The sequence below is a fragment of the Hymenobacter baengnokdamensis genome (genome assembly GCF_008728635.1).
GTDB lineage: Bacteria > Bacteroidota > Bacteroidia > Cytophagales > Hymenobacteraceae > Hymenobacter > Hymenobacter baengnokdamensis.
The window spans coordinates 189,389-207,452 of the sequence record NZ_CP044285.1 but is presented as its reverse complement, the minus strand read 5'-3'; the positions used below and the strand labels follow the sequence as shown (position 1 = coordinate 207,452).

13 protein-coding genes are annotated in these 18,064 nt (G+C 60.5%); 7 read left to right on the top strand and 6 right to left on the bottom strand.

Going from position 1 to position 18,064, the window contains the following annotated elements; genetic code table 11:
* Window positions 1–18: 18 nt before the first annotated feature.
* From porV to F6X24_RS00795, 4 genes are all read right to left on the bottom strand, one after another.
* Window positions 19–1,245, bottom strand: coding sequence for a type IX secretion system outer membrane channel protein PorV (gene porV, locus F6X24_RS00810; RefSeq protein ID WP_151085821.1), 1,227 nt, complete (start codon window positions 1,243–1,245; stop codon window positions 19–21).
* A gap of 128 nt (window positions 1,246–1,373) precedes the next feature.
* Window positions 1,374–5,507: a type IX secretion system sortase PorU gene (gene porU, locus F6X24_RS00805; protein WP_151085820.1), complete on the bottom strand. Its 4,134-nt coding sequence runs from the start codon at window positions 5,505–5,507 to the stop codon at window positions 1,374–1,376.
* Window positions 5,508–5,615: 108 nt separating this feature from the next.
* Window positions 5,616–6,350 carry a CDP-alcohol phosphatidyltransferase family protein gene (locus F6X24_RS00800; RefSeq protein WP_151085819.1) on the bottom strand — a complete coding sequence of 245 codons (735 nt, stop codon included), beginning with the start codon at window positions 6,348–6,350 and terminating at the stop codon, window positions 5,616–5,618.
* Window positions 6,351–6,486: 136 nt separating this feature from the next.
* Entirely contained in the window at window positions 6,487–7,131 is a 645-nt protein-coding gene (locus tag F6X24_RS00795) for an MBL fold metallo-hydrolase (protein ID WP_151085818.1), read from the bottom strand.
* Between the two features lie 108 nt (window positions 7,132–7,239).
* Between F6X24_RS00795 and F6X24_RS00790 the strand changes: the two genes are divergently transcribed.
* The 7 genes from F6X24_RS00790 (at window position 7,240) to F6X24_RS00760 (ending at window position 15,211) form a co-directional block, all read left to right on the top strand.
* On the top strand, window positions 7,240–8,322 hold the full coding sequence (locus tag F6X24_RS00790) for an NAD(P)/FAD-dependent oxidoreductase (protein ID WP_151085817.1): 1,083 nt from the start codon (window positions 7,240–7,242) through the stop codon (window positions 8,320–8,322).
* A 130-nt stretch (window positions 8,323–8,452) separates the two neighbouring features.
* On the top strand, window positions 8,453–11,773 hold the full coding sequence (locus tag F6X24_RS00785) for a PD40 domain-containing protein (RefSeq protein WP_151085816.1): 3,321 nt from the start codon (window positions 8,453–8,455) through the stop codon (window positions 11,771–11,773).
* 259 nt (window positions 11,774–12,032) lie between these two features.
* Complete coding sequence (locus tag F6X24_RS00780; RefSeq protein WP_317132527.1) at window positions 12,033–12,536, top strand: heme exporter protein CcmB; 504 nt, start codon at window positions 12,033–12,035, stop codon at window positions 12,534–12,536.
* Between the two features lie 86 nt (window positions 12,537–12,622).
* Window positions 12,623–13,291 carry a cytochrome c biogenesis protein CcsA gene (gene ccsA, locus F6X24_RS00775; protein ID WP_151085815.1) on the top strand — a complete coding sequence of 223 codons (669 nt, stop codon included), beginning with the start codon at window positions 12,623–12,625 and terminating at the stop codon, window positions 13,289–13,291.
* Window positions 13,272–13,520: a CcmD family protein gene (locus F6X24_RS00770; RefSeq protein WP_151085814.1), complete on the top strand. Its 249-nt coding sequence runs from the start codon at window positions 13,272–13,274 to the stop codon at window positions 13,518–13,520. Before ccsA ends, F6X24_RS00770 begins: the two co-directional genes overlap by 20 nt.
* Before the next feature lie 134 nt (window positions 13,521–13,654).
* Window positions 13,655–14,095, top strand: coding sequence for a cytochrome c maturation protein CcmE domain-containing protein (locus tag F6X24_RS00765; RefSeq protein WP_151085813.1), 441 nt, complete (start codon window positions 13,655–13,657; stop codon window positions 14,093–14,095).
* Between the two features lie 327 nt (window positions 14,096–14,422).
* A complete protein-coding gene (locus tag F6X24_RS00760) occupies window positions 14,423–15,211 on the top strand; it encodes a LytR/AlgR family response regulator transcription factor (protein ID WP_151085812.1) in 789 nt (262 codons plus the stop codon).
* Here F6X24_RS00760 and F6X24_RS00755 read toward each other — a convergent pair.
* Window positions 15,208–15,969: a response regulator gene (locus F6X24_RS00755; protein WP_191906399.1), complete on the bottom strand. Its 762-nt coding sequence runs from the start codon at window positions 15,967–15,969 to the stop codon at window positions 15,208–15,210. The two genes, F6X24_RS00760 and F6X24_RS00755, sit on opposite strands and share 4 nt — an antisense overlap.
* Before the next feature lie 116 nt (window positions 15,970–16,085).
* The gene (locus F6X24_RS00750; RefSeq protein WP_191906398.1) at window positions 16,086–17,981 is read right to left on the bottom strand and encodes a PAS domain-containing protein; all 1,896 of its coding nucleotides are present in this window, start codon (window positions 17,979–17,981) and stop codon (window positions 16,086–16,088) included.
* Between the last annotated feature and the right edge of the window lie 83 nt (window positions 17,982–18,064).

Here is an 18,064-nt window from a genome sequence, read left to right as displayed (position 1 = left end):
GTACCGCTTATTGCCCCTTTAGTTGGGCAGCGTGCCCTGCGTGCCACCCGCGCCTTTCTCATCAAAGGCATCGGCCAGCTTGTTGAGGTTGAAGTGCAGCGATACGCGGATGGTCTGCGCCAATGGGTTGGCCTGCGAGTTGGGCACCAGGTACGTGCCATCGACGCCAAATACCGACAACTGCGCGCCCAGGCCGAAGCTCAGGTACTGGCGGGCGCCGGTATGTGGGTTTTCGTAAAAATAGCCGACGCGGGCCGCAATCTTATTGTCGTACCAGTATTCCATGCCGCCGTGCAGGTTAATTTCCTGAAGCTCTCCTTTAAAGCCGCCCGGCGCGTCGTTAAACGAGCTGAAGATACCCGAAACAATGCCCTGCTGCTGGCGTTCGCGGTCTATGCGCTGCACCCGGGCTGTCTGGGCAGTGTCTTTGCTATTGGGGGTTTCGTAGTAGGGCGAGGGCACCAGCAGCTTGGTTGCGTCGAAGGCCAGCGTTATCTTATTGTAGGAGTCTATTTCGCGGGTAATGGCCGTGCCCAGGCGCAGCTGAGTGGGCAGAAAGCTGGGGTTGGTCGCATCCCGGTACACCATCTTGTTGCCAATATTGGTGACCGCCAGGCCAAAGGCCAGGTTATACACGCCCGTGCCAATGGTGGCATCCTTGCTGTAATAAGCGCCCAGGTCGGCCGCAAATGAGCTGCCCGGCTGGGCATCGCCCCCGCCCGGAAACGAGCCGATGATGTTGGAGCGCACGTAGCGTGCCGACACGCCTACGCCGAAGTTTTCTCCCAGCTTCTGGCCATACGATACCGTAAAGGCATACTCCTTGGGGTTGAAATTACCGTTGGGCAGGTTCTGGAAGTCGCGGTAGTCGATATTACCGAGGTTGAAGTAAAGCAGCGAGGCCGATATAGCGCCCCGGTCGCCCACCTTGCCGTAGCCCGACAGGTAGCTCAGGCTCATGTCGTCGGTAATCTGGCGCAGCCAGGGCGAATACGACGGCGAAAAGGCATACTTGTAATTTACAAAGCCCAGCTTGCCGGGGTTGTAAAAGGCTGCGTTGGCATCGGGCGAGGTCGCCACGCCGGCATCGCCCAGCGCCGCGCCGCGCGCATCGGGGCTCAGCGTCAGGATGGGCACTGCTGTGGTGATGGTGTGCAGGTCGGCAGTGGCTACTTGCGCCAGCGCCGCGGGGGCGGCCAGCAGCAAGAGCGCCGGCGTAAAGCCCAGCGTACGAAAAAAAGTCATAGGATTTAGTAAAGTGCTACTCTGAATGTAAGAATACAAGCGTCACTGAAAACGTTGCAAAGAAAGAAGGTTATTCTTACTCAACACGAAGGAGCTATTAAATTAAAAATTCATTATATAGTATAAATCTAATTTAATAGCACCAGCTTTTCAAACTTCGTAGCTACCTGGTCGCCCGAGCGGACGCTGACCCGGTACACGTACACGCCCCGCGCCAGCTGGTCGTTGTAGTCGTCGCGGCCGTCCCAGCTCAGGCTGGGGTCCTGGTGAGTGCTGGGGATATGGGCCGTGCTGGACGGAAAGCTGGCGTGCAGGGTTTTGACGAGGCGGCCGGCTATGGTAAATATCTGCACCTGCACATCCAGCTCGGAGCCCGCGCGGGTCTGGTCGAAGTGGAAGGTTGTGATGTTGCTGAAAGGGTTGGGATAGTTTAAGACGTGGTCGAGGGCCAGCTGCGCCGATTGCGCAACGAGGAAGTCAACTGTGCCTTCGGCCGAATTATTGTGCGTATCCCAGGCCTTGAGGCGAATAGTATGGGGGCCGGGCGCCAGGTCTTTGTAGAGGTAGCGCACCAGGCCGGTGCGGAAGTTGTCGACATCGGTAGTATAGGCATCGTTTACCACTACCAGCTTGGTGGGGTCGTTGTCGAGCGTGAGGGTGATATCGTGCCCGATGCCCGCGCTCGACGTGTTGATGCCCGATGCGTCCTTGAGCCGGGCAATGAGCAGCGGGTTTGGGGTAGCAGTGGCGCCCGATACAAAGGACGTATCGTTGGGCAGGGCTGAGGTAGAAATAAACAAGTGAACCAGCGGCGGCCGGGTATCGCTGGTGGCCCCGTGCGCGGCCCCGCCCACCAGGGCCAGCTGATACCCCTGGGCATCTACTTTGTTGACGAGGTCGGCGGCGTACAGGCTGATTTTACCTTTACCCACGTTATAGGCAATGTCTTTGGGCACCACAAACTTAACGGAGAAGCGGCCGGCCCGTACGGTGGCCTGCCCGCCATAAATTACGTTTTCCTGCGTCTGCACATCAATTTTAGGGGAGCCTGCATCACCCAGGGTCTGCACCGTTATGGGCTTGTCGAAAATAGTGATGTCGGCCGTGCCGCCGAAGCCGGGGTTCAGCACGCCATTGTTTTCGATGTGACCGCTCAGGCGCATCTGGCCAAGGGCCTGCAGCGTGTCGAGGCTGGTCGTAATTGTTTGCACGTGGTGGCCATTGATAGAATCGAGTACCACGCGCTGGCCAGGGTAGGCCAGGCGGGTAGTAGGGTCGGCGAGCAGAGTATAGTTGCGGTTGTTAAGGTCGCCGCCGGGCGAATTGTTTTTGGCAGTGCTGGCCGCCAGGCCCAGATAGGGCAGGGTGCCCGCTGCATTGCGGGTTAACACCTGGGTGTAAAAATTATTAACAACTTCCGTATTAAAATTTGAATAGACTACGCGGGTAGTGGTAAATAGCCCGACTGCGCCCCCCGTGGCATTATCGGTAAGCACCTGCTCGCCCGCCGAAGTAAAGTCGGGGTTGTCGTAGGTGCTCAGGTCGCAGGTGCCGGTTACGAAGAAAGTAAGGCGGTTCTGGTTATTGAGCGCCAGCAGCGAAGGAATCGTGATAATCTGCTCATCGGCCAGGCCGCGCGGCCCGCCGTGGCCGGTATAGCCGATGAGCAGCGAACCCTGCTCCAGTGCTTCGTCGATGGCGGCCACGGCGGCCGGCGAGCGCTGGCCGGCCGCTACGCTTACCTGCGGAAACAGGTCAAGATAATCCTTCCGCAGGTTGTAGGCCGGCTCGCTGGAGCTGATAGTGGGGGCAAAAATCGTTTCCGAATCGAAGGCAAACTCGTTCGTTTTTTCCGCGTCCGTATCGTCGGCCGTGAGGGTGATGCGATTGCGCCACTTGCCAAAGCTGGCCGGCGAGTCGTAGGCAATGAGCTTATCTACCACCTGCTGGGCCTGAGCCGTATTAGCCCGGTCGTTGATGGGCGTCCGCACGGGCAGGCGCCCGATGCCGATGTCGGTGGCTTCGAAATTGCCCACGTTAGCCTCTATCCACTCGCCCTCGCTATCGTCGAGCAAGCCATAGTAGTCTTCTGATGAATAGCTGTTTAGCCCCTCAATATTGTCACGGCTACTACTGAAGTTGTCCACCGGCTGAAACGATTCGCGCGACTCGTAGGTAGGCACGAAGTCTTGGTTAGCCGCGTTGAAGTTGGAAGTGGTTTTGAAGGGTGCGCGGGTCGCCCACCAGGCGGGCTGCTGGCTGGCATCGTTGTAGGGCGACGACTTATAGTCGAACGAAGCATCGCCAAACAGCAGCAGGTAGCCGCGGTTGCCTACCGGGTCGGGGTTGCGGTCGTACACCTGCTTCATCAGGTCGCGGATGGCGGTGGCGTCCTGCCCACCCGAGCTATATTCGTTGTACACCTGCTTGGTGGTTACCACGGCCACATTCAGGCCGTTGTAGTCGCGGCGGTGCTGGGCCAGCCGCTCCGCCTGCGCCTGGAAGGGCGGGTAGGTTACAATCACCAGATTCAGCTTGCCATCGCTGTTGAGCGCGTGCAGGTTCTGATTCGGAATTTTGCCAAACAGCCGGGGCGCATCGAAGGTGCCGCTGGGCTGCACGGCTATAAACTCGCGCAGCGAGTCGGTGTAGGCCAGAAAGCTGCCGCTGGCGTCCAGGGTCTGCGCCTGCGGCTGGCGCGGGTTGGTTACTTCCCACACCTGAGTGCCGGGGCTGGTATTGGCTACCGTGAAGGTGCCTACGGTGCCGGCCCCCCGCTTGTAGTTGAGCGAGTTAAACTCCAGGTAAGAGCCGCTGAGGCGCAGCTGGCGCTTCACCACCAGCTCCAGGTAGTCGAGGTAGCCGGTGCCGGCCGCATCGTACGAGGAAAAAGTCAGCGTCACCTTGGGGTCGGTGAGGCCGGCCGGGGTGAGGGTGGTAAAGGTGTGAAAATCGTTGGTAGCCACGGCCGTAAACGAGCCGTTGGGGATGCCGGGCAGCGACTGACTACCCAGCTTGGCACCGTTAAGCGCCACATCGAAGCTGCTGTTTTGCAAAGCGGTATTGGCCGTGGCTACGGTCAGGCGCAGGGTATCGCCGGCTACCAGGTCGGCCAGCGGCTGGTTGCCGTCGCCACTGAAAACGAAGTCGCGCTGGGGGTTGCTGCTCGTAAAAGCTTCGCCCAGCCAGCGGCGGCCCGAGTGTAGAAGGTTGACGAGGTCATGCTCGTAGAAGCGGCGGTCCAGAAACGTCGTGATGGGTGCTCCCTGCGGCGCTCTGCCGGGGGCAGCTACCGTTGGAATACGCCGCCCGTTTTGGTTGCCCACCGTCACAAAGTAGTAGGCCGTGTCGCAGTAAAAGTTGTTGATGTGCTTGAAGCGCCCGCCTTCGCCCAGCAGCCCGAACAAGCCGGGCCGGGTAGGGTCGGCGGCAAGCGCGATAGCCCCCGGCTGGCTGGCCCGCCAGGTATGCGGCCCTCTGGCATAGAACAGAAAGTATTCGCCGTCATCGAATACGCCATCTCCATTGCCTACAAACAGCAGGTTGTTTTCGGCCAGGTCGTCGGGGCGGGGCGCAGAGTTGGCCTGGGGCAGCAGCCCGATGGCGTTGCCAAAGAGCTGGATACGGCGTGGGTCCAGGGTGGCTACGGGCAGGCCCAGGCTTTTGAGCGTCGCCTTATCGAGCTTATAAACGCCATTGTGCGGCACGCCGATTTTAAACCAGTCGCCCTTACTCAGCACCGACGTGCTGACGTGGGCCCGGCCCGCCGTGGAGCGGGCGGCCGCGCTGCTGCCGGTAGCCTGGCCGGCGTAGGAAAACGACAGCAGGCGCTCGGCCTGGCCGGTTTGCGGGTTGCGGCGCACGGGCTGAATCAGCACGTAGGTGTATGGGCGGCGGGCCTCGGTGCCGTAGCGCAGCTGCACGGCCGGCGCGGCGGGTAAGGTAGTATTGCCCAGCAGCTTGACATCAGCGGCCGGAAAGGCTTCGTACACGGCATCGCGCAGCTCACCACTGCCGATGGTGCCGGCCAGGCGCAGCGTGTAGGTGCCCACCACGGCACCGGGCCCATGATAAGCGCCCTTAAAGCTAGGTACGCGGCGCGGAGCATCGTCGGCGTTGGCCCGCGGGTTGGGCAGGCTGGCGTAGGTGGTCCAGCTGAGGCTAACGGGCACTACCTGCGCCGGGCCGCCCGCCTGGGCATACGCTGGCACGGTAAAGCCCACCAGTATTCCCAGCAGCAGCATCGAGAAAAGGTTTCGCATATATACTACCTGCTAAGGCACTACTCAAATATAAACAGGCTGCTCGTGGCCCGGCAGCTGTCAGGCGGCTACACGATTGGCGGCAACCTAACAGTAATAGCGGCCAACTTATTGCGGGCTGCCGGGGCTGGGTTCGAAGCCGTCGCGGCTGCGCACCCGGCCGGGCACCGACATGAGCACGTAGAGCAGCACCGCCACCGGTATGCCGGCCGACCGCAGCGTGGCGACCAGCCCCAGCGCCACCCCTACAAAAATAAACCGCCGCCGGTTTCCCAGCCAGCGCAGGTTCTTAAATTTCAGGGCGAAGAGCGGCAGCTCGGCCACCAGCAGGCCCGAGAGCAGCGCAGTAAGGCCCAGCAGCAGCCACGGATTGAGGATGATACCACTCAGCCCAAACCGGTCGTGGGCCAGAATGAGCGGCAGCGAGGCTACTACCAGCGTGCAGGCCGGCGTAGGCAGGCCGATAAACGAGGTTGTCTGCCGCGTGTCGTTATTGAACTTAGCCAGGCGCAGGGCCGAAAAAATACTCACCACGAACCCCAGGCGCGCCAGCCAGTGCCAGCCGCTCGCTGCCCACGCCTCGTGGCTGGTCAGCAGCATGTACAAGATGGCCCCCGGCACTACCCCAAACGATACCATATCGGCCAGCGAATCGAGGTCTTTGCCGATGGGCGACGACACGCGCAGTGCCCGCGCCAACATTCCGTCAAAAAAGTCGGCTACGGCGGCGATGCCCACCAGGTAGGCGCCCATTACCAGGTTGCCCCGAAAAATAAACGTGAGCGCCAGGCACCCGCACAGCAGGTTGAGGCAGGTAACAGCGTTGGGAATATGTCGTTTCAAGGAGTTGACTGCCTGAGCACAGCGCCGGCTTTCTCATGCCTTACGCCACTGTTGTGAGTAGTAATTCTGACAAGCGAAGCCGTGAGTAGCTGCTTCCCCTTTACCCTGATAAAAGTTAAAAGTCCGAATTCAGCGCTTACTGCAAAAACGGATTGCTCCGCCGCTCCTCGCCGATAGTTGTGGCCGGGCCGTGGCCAGGGTACACCACCGTGGCATCGGGCAGCGAAAACAGCTCTTTTCTGATACTGGCCAGCAGCGTGGCGTGGTCGCCGCCCGGCAGGTCGGTGCGGCCCACACTGCCCTTAAACAGCACGTCGCCGCCCACCAGCTGCCCGCCGGCGGCATCATAGAGCACCACATGGCCCGGCGCGTGGCCAGGGGCAAAGCGCACCTCCAGCCGGCTCTCCCCCAGCTCAATAACCTGCCCGGCGGTTAGCTCACCCGTGGGCTCGGCCGGCTCGTAGGCCGCAAAGCCGTAGGGGCCGGCGTAAGTTGGCACGGCCCGCAGGGTGGGCAGGTCGAGCGAATGTAGCAAAAAGGGTATGTTTGGGTAGTGCCGCAGCACAAAGGCATTGCCCAGCACGTGGTCGATGTGGGCGTGAGTATTGAGCAGGTACTGCACAACCAGCTTTTCGCTTTCGAGGTAGTGGCGCAGGGTGCGCTGCTCATCGGCCGAGTAGGCGCCGGGGTCCACAATGGCCGTGGCCCGGCTCGCCTCGTCGATAAGCAGGTAAGTATTCTCGCTGAAAGCGTTGAAGGTAAAGCTGACTATTCGGAGCATGCGGCAAAGGTAATTGGGAGGAAGTGAGGGCCGCCGAACCCCAGGGGCGCGCTGCCTTTCTGCGCTGCTGCCGCCCTCACTTCCTCCCACCGTACTTTGCTGCTGCCAATGACTGATTTCTCCGACTACGATTACCTGCTAGTAGGGCACGGCATTGCCGGGGCGGTGCTGGCGCGCGAGCTGCGCGGGCGCGGCTACCGCGTGCTGGTGTACGACGACCCCCGGCCCGATACGGCGTCCCGCGTGGCGGCTGGCCTTATGAACCCCGTGGCCGGCAAGCGCTTTGCCCTTACCTGGCGGGCGCAGGAAACGCTGCCTTACGCTGTTGCCTACTATGAAGCCCTTGCTGCCGAATTTGGCGAAGATTTTTTTCAGGCCAGTCCTATTCTGAAGGTATTCGGCTCCGAGCAGGAGCAGCAGCAGATGCTGGCGCGGGCCTCAGCCAACCCCTGGGAAGGCTTCGTCGAGAAAATCGAGTCGGCGCCCATTGAGCGGGCGGGTCTGCTGGCTCCCTTTGGCGGCGCCTGGCTGCGCGGGGGCGGCCACCTGCGCGTAGAGTGGCTTTTGAACTTGCTTGCCCGGCAAGGCCGGGCGGAGGGCTGGCTGCGCGAAGAAACTTTTAGCTGGCAGCACCTCGTTAGCAGCGGCACGGGCGTGGCTTATGCGCCGGGGCAGCTACGGGCGCGGCAGGTAGTGTGCTGCCAGGGCGTAGCGGCGCTGGCTTGCCCGCACTTCAGCTGGCTGCCGCTTACCCCAAATCAGGGCGCGGTGCTCGATGTGGTAGTGCCCGGCCTTAGCCCGGACCAGGTACTCAATCGGGGTGCCTACGTAGTGCCGGCCGGGTCCGAAGGCCAGTTTCGGGTGGGCGCCACCTACCGCTGGCCGCCTTTTGCTACCGAGCCCGACGACAGTGACCGGCGCGAGCTGGCCGGGCGGCTGGCCGGGCTTACGGCCCTGCCGTTTGAGGTGCGGGGCGAGCGCCGCGCCGTGCGGCCCGCCGTGCGCGACCGCCGCCCGCTGCTGGGCCGGCATCCCACCCTGCCGTGGCTGACCCTTTTTGGCGGCTTTGGCTCCAAGGGGGTGAGCCTGGCTCCGCGCTTGGCCGCCTTGCTAGCCGAACACCTTGGCAGTGGTGCCGAGCTCTGGCCCGATGTTACCTTAGCTCGTTACTATGCGCATTGTCCTTCCTAAGTTGCCGATACTCGCACACCAGACCGGCCGGTTGTGCGTTAAGAACAGGAAGCGCTGCTGCTGGTTCCGGGAGAGGCTTTTGTTGTGGCCGGTCTACATTTCTTCTGCCATTATTCTGACTTGATTTGCTGTGAATTTTTTCCAATCATTTCGCCGGCTTGCCGCCGGCCCACTGCGGGAAGCAGGCTATTGGGTACTGCTGCTGTTGCTGGCCGGCGCCACGGTGCTGCCCGCCCGCGCCCAAACTGCCCAGGAGCCCTTTGGCCGGGTGCGCATTCAGTACAAGAAATTCAATTGGGAGGAGTTTTCAACCCAGAATTTCAACGTCTATTTTTATGCAGGCGGAGAAGCAAGCGCCCGCCGCACGGCCGAGTATGCCGAGCAGGAGCTGCAACGCATTACGGCCCTGGTGGGGTACTTCCCCTACAGCAAGACCACGCTCATGCTCTACAACTCGGTCGGCGACCTGCGGCAGAGCAACATCGGGCTGCCCGTGGCCAATGCCGTGAACGGGGGCGAGGCCCAGCTGGCCAAGCAAACTAAAGTACAAGTGGCCTTTACGGGCCGCCAAACCGACTTCAAGCGCGAGCTGAGCTTCCAGATAACGCAGGTGCTGCTCAACGATATGCTATACGGCGGCTCGCTGCGTGAAGTATTGCAAAGTAACTATATGTTGCAGCTGCCCGACTGGTTTGTCAGTGGGGCCTCGGCCTACGCGGCCGAGGGCTGGAGCATCGACATGGATGCGTACATGCGCGACATGGTGCGCCAGTACCCAAGCGGCAACCGGACGGCCCAGTTCTTTACCCGCAACCCGCGGCTGGCCGGCCACAGCATCTGGAATTACATTGCCGAGCGCTACGGCTACGGCACGGTGCAGAACGTGCTGAATCTTACGCGCATCACCCGCGACGTGGAAGTAGGCATCTCGTCGTCGCTCAATGTGCCCTACAAGGTATTTTTGCGTAATTGGGTGAGCTACTACCGCGATATCAACACGGGGGGCGCGCTGGCTACCCTGGTGGTGCCCGCCGAGGCTAACCGCCTCAGCAGCCGCAATAAGCGTGGGCTCGACGTGTTTTCGCAGCCCGTTTTCAGCCCCGATGGCCAGCACCTGGCCTACGCCGTAAATGAGCAGGGCCGCTACCATGTGGTAATAGCTAACCGCGACGGCTCGCACCGCCACACGCTGCTTCAGGGCGGCTACCGTACGCCCGACCAGCAGGTAGAAACCCGGCTGCCCGTGCTGGCCTGGCGCGGCAATGCCCAGCTTGCCGTGGCCGAGATGCAGCAAGGCCGCATGACCCTGCACGTGCACGATGCCACCCGCACGGTGTTAGTTGGCCGCTTGCGCGGCGCGCTCCGCCTACGCCACCCGGCCACCATTTTCGCGCCCTATGATGAGGTGCTTGATATGAACTACTCGGCCGATGGCAAAGCGCTGGTATTTACGGCCGTGCAAAATGGGCAGAACGATATCTATTTGCTGCGGGCCGGCAGCCGGCAGCCCGAAAGGCTGACCAATGACCTGTTTGACGACCAGCAGGCAGTATTTATGCCCAACGGCCAGGAAGTGGTATTCAGCTCTAACCGCTACCTCGACTCGACCGGCCATGCCCGGCCGGCTACTTTTCCGAACGTAGTCAACAACTACGACCTGTTTATCTGCCACCTCGATGGCCGCGCTACGCCCATTGAGCCGCTGGTAAGCACTATCTCCAACGAAACCCGCCCCCGCCCGCTTTCCGACGACGAGATAGTGTACCTGGGCGAAGAAAGCGGGGTGCGGGGGTTGTTTCGCTACTCGCGCAAAACCGGCCAGCACCAGCCGGTAAGCAACTTTGCGGCGAATATTCAGGACTTTGACCTCAGCATGCCTTCGGGCGCGCTGGCCTTTATTCCGCAGGTGCAGGCCCGCGACCTGCTCTTCCTGTATCCGCACTACGACCTGCCTGCCAACCTGGTAGTTGGCAAAACCTCGCGCCAGCGCATTCTGGAAAACCGCTCGCAGCCGGCGCCGGTACGGCCGCAGGCTGCCGCGCCGCAAACGGCGGCCCCCGCCACCACGCCTGCGGCGGCTACGCCGGCTGCCACTGCCACGCCGGGCAAACATCGTGGCAGCACCGCGCCGCTCAACCCCAACAACTATCAGTTTGAGGAGGATGAGGATGTTGCGCCGGTACGCCCTCGCCGTACGCCGGCCCGCGCGGCTACCACTACCGGCAGGCCGGGAAGCAGCCCGGCCATTGCCGGCCCTTACCGCTACGACACCCGCTTCATGGCCGATAACCTGATGACAGGCGTGGCTATCGACCCCCTGCTGGGCTTCGGGTTGTCGCTGCAGGCCAACCTTTCCGATGCGTTTGAGAATAACCGCTTTCAGGCCAGCATCTTTGGGCAGCTCGATTTCCGTACGAGCAACATCAACGTTTCGTACACCAATGTGACCCGGCGCTTCGACTGGACCCTGGCGTATCAGAAGCAGGCTTATTTCTTCGATGATGGCACGGGCTCGGGTCAGCTGCTGCGCTTTGGCCGCCACGAGGTGGCTCCTACGCTGGCCTACCCGCTCACGCATAGCCTGAGCTTGCGGGGCGGGCCCCGCTACGACAACATTAGCCGGGCGCTTACCGGCAACAGCACGACCGACGGTGACATTGCCCGTAACTACTTGGGCTACAACGCCGAACTGGTGTTCGATAACTCGCGGGCCACCGGGGTCAATATGTTGGTAGGTACCCGCATGAAAGTGGGTATATTGCAAATTAACGATATTCAGACCAAGGCCAACAACTTTGGCAAGTTCTACATCGACCTGCGTCACTATCAAAAGATTCATCGCCAGATAGTGTGGGCCAACCGGGCCAGCTACGGCCAGTTTTTTGGGTTGGCCGAGTCGGGTAGCAATCCGCAGGTGTTTCGCCTCGGTGGCATGGACAACTGGATAAACCAAAGCTATACCGGCGACCGCCTGCTGGTGCCTGCGGGCAGCAATCAGGCTCTGCCCGACCCCACTACCATGTTCTACCAGCAGTTCGTAACCAATCTGCGGGGCTTTGACCTGAGCAAGCGCACCGGCACGCGCTACGTGCTGTTCAATAGTGAGCTGCGCATTCCCATTGTGCAGTATTTCGCCAACCGGCCCATCTATTCCGGCTTTCTGCGGAATCTGCAGTTTGTGGGCTTCTTCGATGCGGGTACCGCTTACAATGGCACTAACCCGTTTGGCGAAGACAATTCCAACAATACCGTTCCCATCGCCAACGTCAACTCGGGCAGCCCCTTCTTCGGTACCGTCACCAACTTCAGCAATCCCATCCTGATGGGCTACGGGGCCGGCGTGCGCAGCAGTCTGCTGGGCTTTTACGTGAAGTTCGACATGGCCTGGGCCCGCGAAAACTACGTAACCTCCAAGCCCAAGCCCTATCTCACGCTGGGCCACGACTTTTAAGCAGGTAGTGCGTAATGGGTAGTAGGTAGTGTAGGCCGGGTAGACGGTGCAACATTACCTACTACCCATTACGCATTACTTTTGCAGCCGTGTCGCTGCTTGCTGAAATCTGGTTGTTGCTGCTGAAAGACCTGCGCCTGGAGTGGCGGCAGCGCAGCGCCCTGGGTGGTCTGCTACTCTATGTGGGTGGCACAGTGTACGTTAGCTACCTCAGCTTTAGCTTTCGCGGGGGGCTCCGCCCCCGCCTGCCTGGAATGCGCTGTTCTGGGTTATTCTGCTCTTTGCGGCCCTCGGGGCGGCGGGGCGGGGGCTGGCCCAGGAGTCGGCCGGCCTGCGGCTCTACTATTACACCGTGGCCCGGCCCGAGGCCGTAATACTGGCTAAGATTTTTTACAACGCGCTATTGCTGTTGGCGCTGGCTATTCCGGGGCTGCTGCTGTATACCTTGCTGCTCGGCAACCCGGTGCAGGACTGGCTGCTTTACACTAGCAGTATTGCGCTGGGTGCCCTGAGCCTGGCTTCGTCGCTGACGCTGGTATCGGGTATTGCGGCGCGGGCCGGGCAGGGGGGTGGTACGCTGCTGGCTGTGCTGGGCTTGCCGGTGCTGGTGCCCGTGCTGCTGCTGCTGGTGAAAGTAAGTAAAAATGCGCTTGATGGCCTGCCCTGGGAAGCCAGCCAGAGCTCGGTCATTACGCTGGTGGCGCTGAACTTTATTGTGGGCGCGGTGTCTTATCTGTTGTTTCCTTTTCTATGGCGCAGCTGAGCGGCGGGTTTTAAACCCAAGCTTACTTCGCTTTTACTTCCTAAAAGAAGCTGTTGGCTAACCGCTGCCAGCTAAGCATTTACAAAATGAAGTGGTGGAAATACCTGGCCATTGTGCTGCTGCTCTACACGGCGGTGATGGGCCTGCTGGGCCATGTGCCCCGCCTGGCTATTCTCAACGAAACGGAGCGCAATCTGTACTTCCACGTGCCGATGTGGTTTGGGATGACCATTATCCTCCTCGCTTCGGTCGTCAACTCTATCCGCTACCTGCGCAGCCCCAGCACGCACCTCGATATTCTGGCCCACGAGTCGGCCAAAACCGGCATTTTGCTGGGCTGCCTGGGGCTGATGACCGGCAGCCTGTGGGCCCGCTACACCTGGGGCACCTGGTGGACTACCGACGTGAAGCTCAACGGGGCGGCCGTTACCATGCTCATTTATGCGGCTTACCTGGTGCTGCGCGGGGCCGTGCCCGATGAGCAGCAGCGGGCGCGGCTTTCGGCCATCTATAATATTTTTGCGTTTGCGGCGGCCATTCCGCTGCTGTTTATCATGCCCCGGCTGGCATCGGCGTCGCTGCACCCCGGCATGGGGGGCAATCCCGGCTTCTCGAAGTACGACCTTGATAGCGCAATGCGCATGGTGTTTTATCCGGCCGTTATCGGCTGGACGCTCCTGGGCGTCTGGATTACCGAAGTAGCTTGCCGCCTGGCTTTTGTAAAAGAGAAAATATATGAAAAACAACTTGCTTAGCCGGTCGCTGGCCTGGCTGCTGCCCTTGCTGCTGCTGGCTGGCCCGGTCCTGGCTCAGGCCAGCGCCGTGGCGGCCGACCAGCCCGAGATGGCCGATGCCCTGCGCCAGAGCGGCAAAATCTACGTGGTCGTGCTGGTTATTGTCATCATTCTAAGCGGCCTGCTGCTGTATCTGGTGCGCCTCGACCGCAAGGTGAGTCGCCTGGAGCGCGAGGTAGAGGGCCGCTGATAAAATGGGGGGAGTATATGGAATTTGAAAATGTGGAAAATGTTACTCATTAACCACGTAGCAAGCTTTTACTTAGCACCCTTCTCTATTCCGCCCATTTTTTCTATATTCCGCCCATATTCACATTTGCCCGCATGAAAAAGTCGCACATTTTTGTTTTAGTGGTTATCGCGGCCGCGGTAGGTATTATCATCAGTACTATGTCGGATGCCAGTACGTATTCGACGTTTACTATCGCCCGGCAGCAGGCAGCCGCTGGCAACCCGGCGAAGGTGCACGTAGTGGGCACCCTGCCCCGCGATGCCGATAAGCGCCCGATAGGCCTGGAATATGACCCCGTAGCTAACCCAAACTACTTCGCCTTCACTATGGTAGATACGCTACACGTAGCGCAGCGCGTGGTGTACCGTAATCCTAAGCCGCAGGACCTCGATAAGTCGGAGCAGGTGGTGATTGTAGGAGCCATGAAAGACGGCGTTTTTGAGGCCGACCAGATTCTGACCAAATGCCCCAGTAAATATGTGGAGAAAGACCTGGGCAAAACTGGTCCGCCCGCCACAGCCATGAATAATTAAGCGGAATGAACAGGCTGCTTGGCAGCAGGCCGGCCAGTGCAGTTCATGGCTGTCGCTTTGGCGTGGGTCCACGCTCTGCCTACCGATTCCTTAGGTTATATAAATGATTTACTATATATAAAATACTTGCTAAAGCACGATAAGCGCAGCAAATCTGCCAACAGTAAGCGGCCTTTGTGATTATTAGCTTTAGGCTAGAAAATAGGCAGGACTATTACCCTGAGCCACTGGCTGCTGAAGTGTAGCCGGCCAGGGTCGCTGGCGGGCGACTGCCAGCTTCTGACTTAACTTGCTGACCTGGCTTCTAGCTGCTGCGCTGCTCTTACTGTGCCTACCTCTCTTGCTCCTCTGATGAACTTTACCGGCACTTCTACTGCGGCTGCTTTACCCCAGCTAGCCTGCGTCGTAGTTGATGACAATGAAATGAACCGGCTCATGCTGGAGCATTACGTAAACATCACCGATGGGCTTGTGCTCGCCGGCTCTTTTGCCGACGGCGTGACCTGCCTGAACTACTTTCGAAAAGGTGGAACTGCTGATATCCTGCTGCTTGATATTAGTATGCCCGAGCTTACCGGCCTCGACCTGGTACGCATTCTGCCCGAGCCTACCCCGGCGGTGGTCCTCGTAACCTCCCACCGCGATTACGCCGTTGATGCCTTCGAGCTGCGCGTGTCCGATTACCTGGTAAAGCCGCTCGACTATGCCCGCTTTATCCGGACGGTAGACCGCATCCGGAGCGAGCGCATAGCCCACGCCCCAGCCCCCGAAGAGCTGGGCGAGGCTATGTTCGGAGCCGATGGCAACGCCTTGTTTTTAAAGATAAATAACCGCCTCACCCGCATCAATTTCGATGAAGTGCTGTACATCGAAGCCATGTCGATGTACTCGGTGCTCGTAACGCTAAAGCATAAGCACATTGTGTATGCTACACTCAAGACCTTTGAAGAGCGTCTGCCGTTCGCGCACTTCGTGCGCGTGCACCGCTCCTACATGGTAAATACCGAGCTCATCGAAGCAGTAGAAGACAATCAGCTGCAGCTGCCCGGCGGCCACGAAGTACCCGTGGCTAAGGCTTACCAGGAGGGCTTTTTCAAGCGGCTGCGCGGCATTTAGCGTCGCGCCGCTTGGTGCCCGGCCGGCTGGGTAAGCTCGCCCGGCAGCTCCAGCAATACGGCTTCGATAGCGGCCAGCAGCTGCGTCACGGCCACCTGGCGGGCGGGCGCGTCGGGGGTTGGAAACAGCGCCGGCGCGGGCTCCAGGATGGGTAGCACCGCCCGGGCAGCTTCGATATCGAGGGTAAGAATATTGGGCTTGATGTGATGCACCAGCTCCGCTACCTGTAGCCAGTCGTGGGCTTCGGCTGCCGCCCGCACTTTTTGCAGGCTGGCGGGCATGTGCGTTAGAAAAGAGTTGACCATTGCCGCCACGAAGGTGGCATTGCCTTTTACTTCTTCGCGCAGGCGGGTAAGGCTGTAGGCAGGCAGTCCGGCCGGCCCCGGCTCAGCTTGCGGCCGGCTTAGCAAAGCTACCAGCTTGGCATACAAGTCTTCTTCGGTAAAGGGCTTGGCCAGGTAGTCGTCCATCCCGGCGGCCAGGTATTTTTCGTTATCGCTCCGAAACACGTTGGCCGTGAGGGCCAGCACGGGCAGGGCAGCCCGGGCGTGTTCGGGCATAAGGCGCAGGCGCTGCGTCACCTCAATACCGCTCATGCCGGGCATTTGGATATCCATCAGCACCACATCGTAGAGCTGGGCCTGGAGCTTTTGCAGGGCCACCAGTCCATCCTCGGCTTCGTCTACCTCCACGCCCCACTGCACCAGGTGCAGGCGGGCTACGGTGCGGTTGATGGGGTTGTCTTCGGCCAGCAGCACCCGAATGCCGCGCAGCTGCCCGGTATCGAAAGCCCCGGCAATAACCGGGGCCGGCTCTGCGGTTTTGCGTAGCGGCAGGGTAAACGAAAAGGTGCTGCCTTGGCCCAGCTTGCTGGTTACCTGTAGCTCGCCCCCAGCTGCGTTACCAGCGCCCGGCTGATGGTAAGCCCCAGGCCCGTACCGCCGTAGCGCCGGGTGGTATCGGCATAGGCCTGCGTGAAGCTTTCAAAAATGCGCTCCAGCGCTTCTTCGCCAATGCCAATGCCGGAGTCCTGCACCGTAAATCGCACCAGCAGCTCTTCGTCGGTTTCGCCCACCAGAAAGCTGCGTAGCCACACGCTGCCACTGGTAGTGAATTTTATGGCGTTGGAAAGCAGGTTGAGCAGAATCTGATTGAGGCGAAACGGGTCGCTCAATACCCAGGGTACTTCGTCGCTGGCAAAGGGCTTGAAGCCGAACGTCAGCCCTTTGTCCTGGGCCTGGAGGGTGAGCGTGGCCACGGCCTGCTGCATCGACTCGTGGAGATGAAACGCCACGTGCTCCATCTCCAGCTTGCCCGAATGGATTTTAGACACATCGAGCACGTCGTTGAGCACGCCCAGCAAATGGGCGCCCGAGCTGCGAATGGTGCGGACAAACTCCTGCTGCTGCGGGCTAAGACGGGTTTTGGCCAGCAGGGCAGCCATCCCCAGCACACCGTTCATGGGAGTGCGAATTTCGTGGCTCATATTGGCCAGAAAGTTTTCGCGGGCTTTCGCCGATTCTTCGGCGGCCAGCTGAGCAGCTTTCAGCGCCGTGATATCGGTGCTCACGCCCAGCACCTGCACCGTGCCATCGGGGCGCACCAGCGGGCGCTTGATAGAATAAAACCAGCGCAGCTCGCCAGTTGGGGAAGTTGATGGCTCTTCGGCGGCTACTTCGCGGCCAGTAGCCAGCACCTGGGCATCTACGGCGGCATACTGCGCAGCTTCCTGCGCTTTTATGTTGCGTAGCGCCTCATTAGGTAGCTGAGGCTGAGGCTCATCAAGCTTAAACAACGCCCGGTTGCCAAATACTACCTGGCCAGCAGAATCGCGCACATATATCGGGTTAGGGCTGGTATCGAGCACCTGCTGAATAAATTCCTGCTGCTCACGCCGGGCCGCCTCGCTGCGCTGGCTGCGCTCCTCGGCCTGCACGCGGGCCGTTACATCGAGGCCGCTTCCCAGCATGTAGGGCAGGCCCTTCCCGGCCCCCGACAGCAGCTTGAACTGCCGCTGGTGGTGCACTTCGCCGCCGGGTACCGGGGTGCAGTCATCCCAGTTGACCGGCTCCGTGCTAGCCTCGGCCTGCTCAAACATGCGGTCGCGGTATTCGGCCAGGGCCATCGGAAACCCATAGCGGGCGCAGTATTCCCGAAGCGTGCGGCCGGGCAGCCAGGCGCGGTGCTCGGCATCAGGCACGGCCTGCGGATTGACGTACACATAGCGGCGCTGCTCGTCGAGCACGGCAATCTCGACCGGTACCTCATCCAGAATAGTTTCGTAAAATCGGCGCTGCGCGTCGCGCTGGGCTTCCATCTGGCGGTGCCGGGTCACATCACGGTAGCTCAGCAGCCAGCCGCTTGTATCGCCCAGGCTCACGCGGTGCGACTCGCGCTCCAGGGTACGCCCATCGCGCAGCAGCAGCGGGCCGCTACGCCGGGTTTCGCTTAGCTCCTGCGTTATTTCTTCGTCATAGGCCACGGGGTCGGCCACGTACTCGCGTACCTGGCCTGCCAGCTTCAAGGCTTTTATTCCTAACCACTGCCCCGCCGGCAGCTGCAAGCCGATGAGGCGGCAAAACTGGTCATTAATAAGCAGCACGTACCCATCGGCTCCAATTAGCAGAAGCCCTTCGCTCAGCGAGTCGGTAAGGGCCGCAAGCTGTTGGCGGGCGGTAGCCGCCTCGGCGCGGGCCTGGCGCAATTCCAGCTCCAGGGCAGCAAAGTCATGAGGCGCAGCGGCTGGCAGGGTGGGCGTAGGAGAGGTCAAGGAACCAGGAGCAGATAGAAGGTGTAGCAATCAACCGGTGTTGAAGGTAAACAAAAAAGCTGGTCGGTTGGTCGTTGCCACAC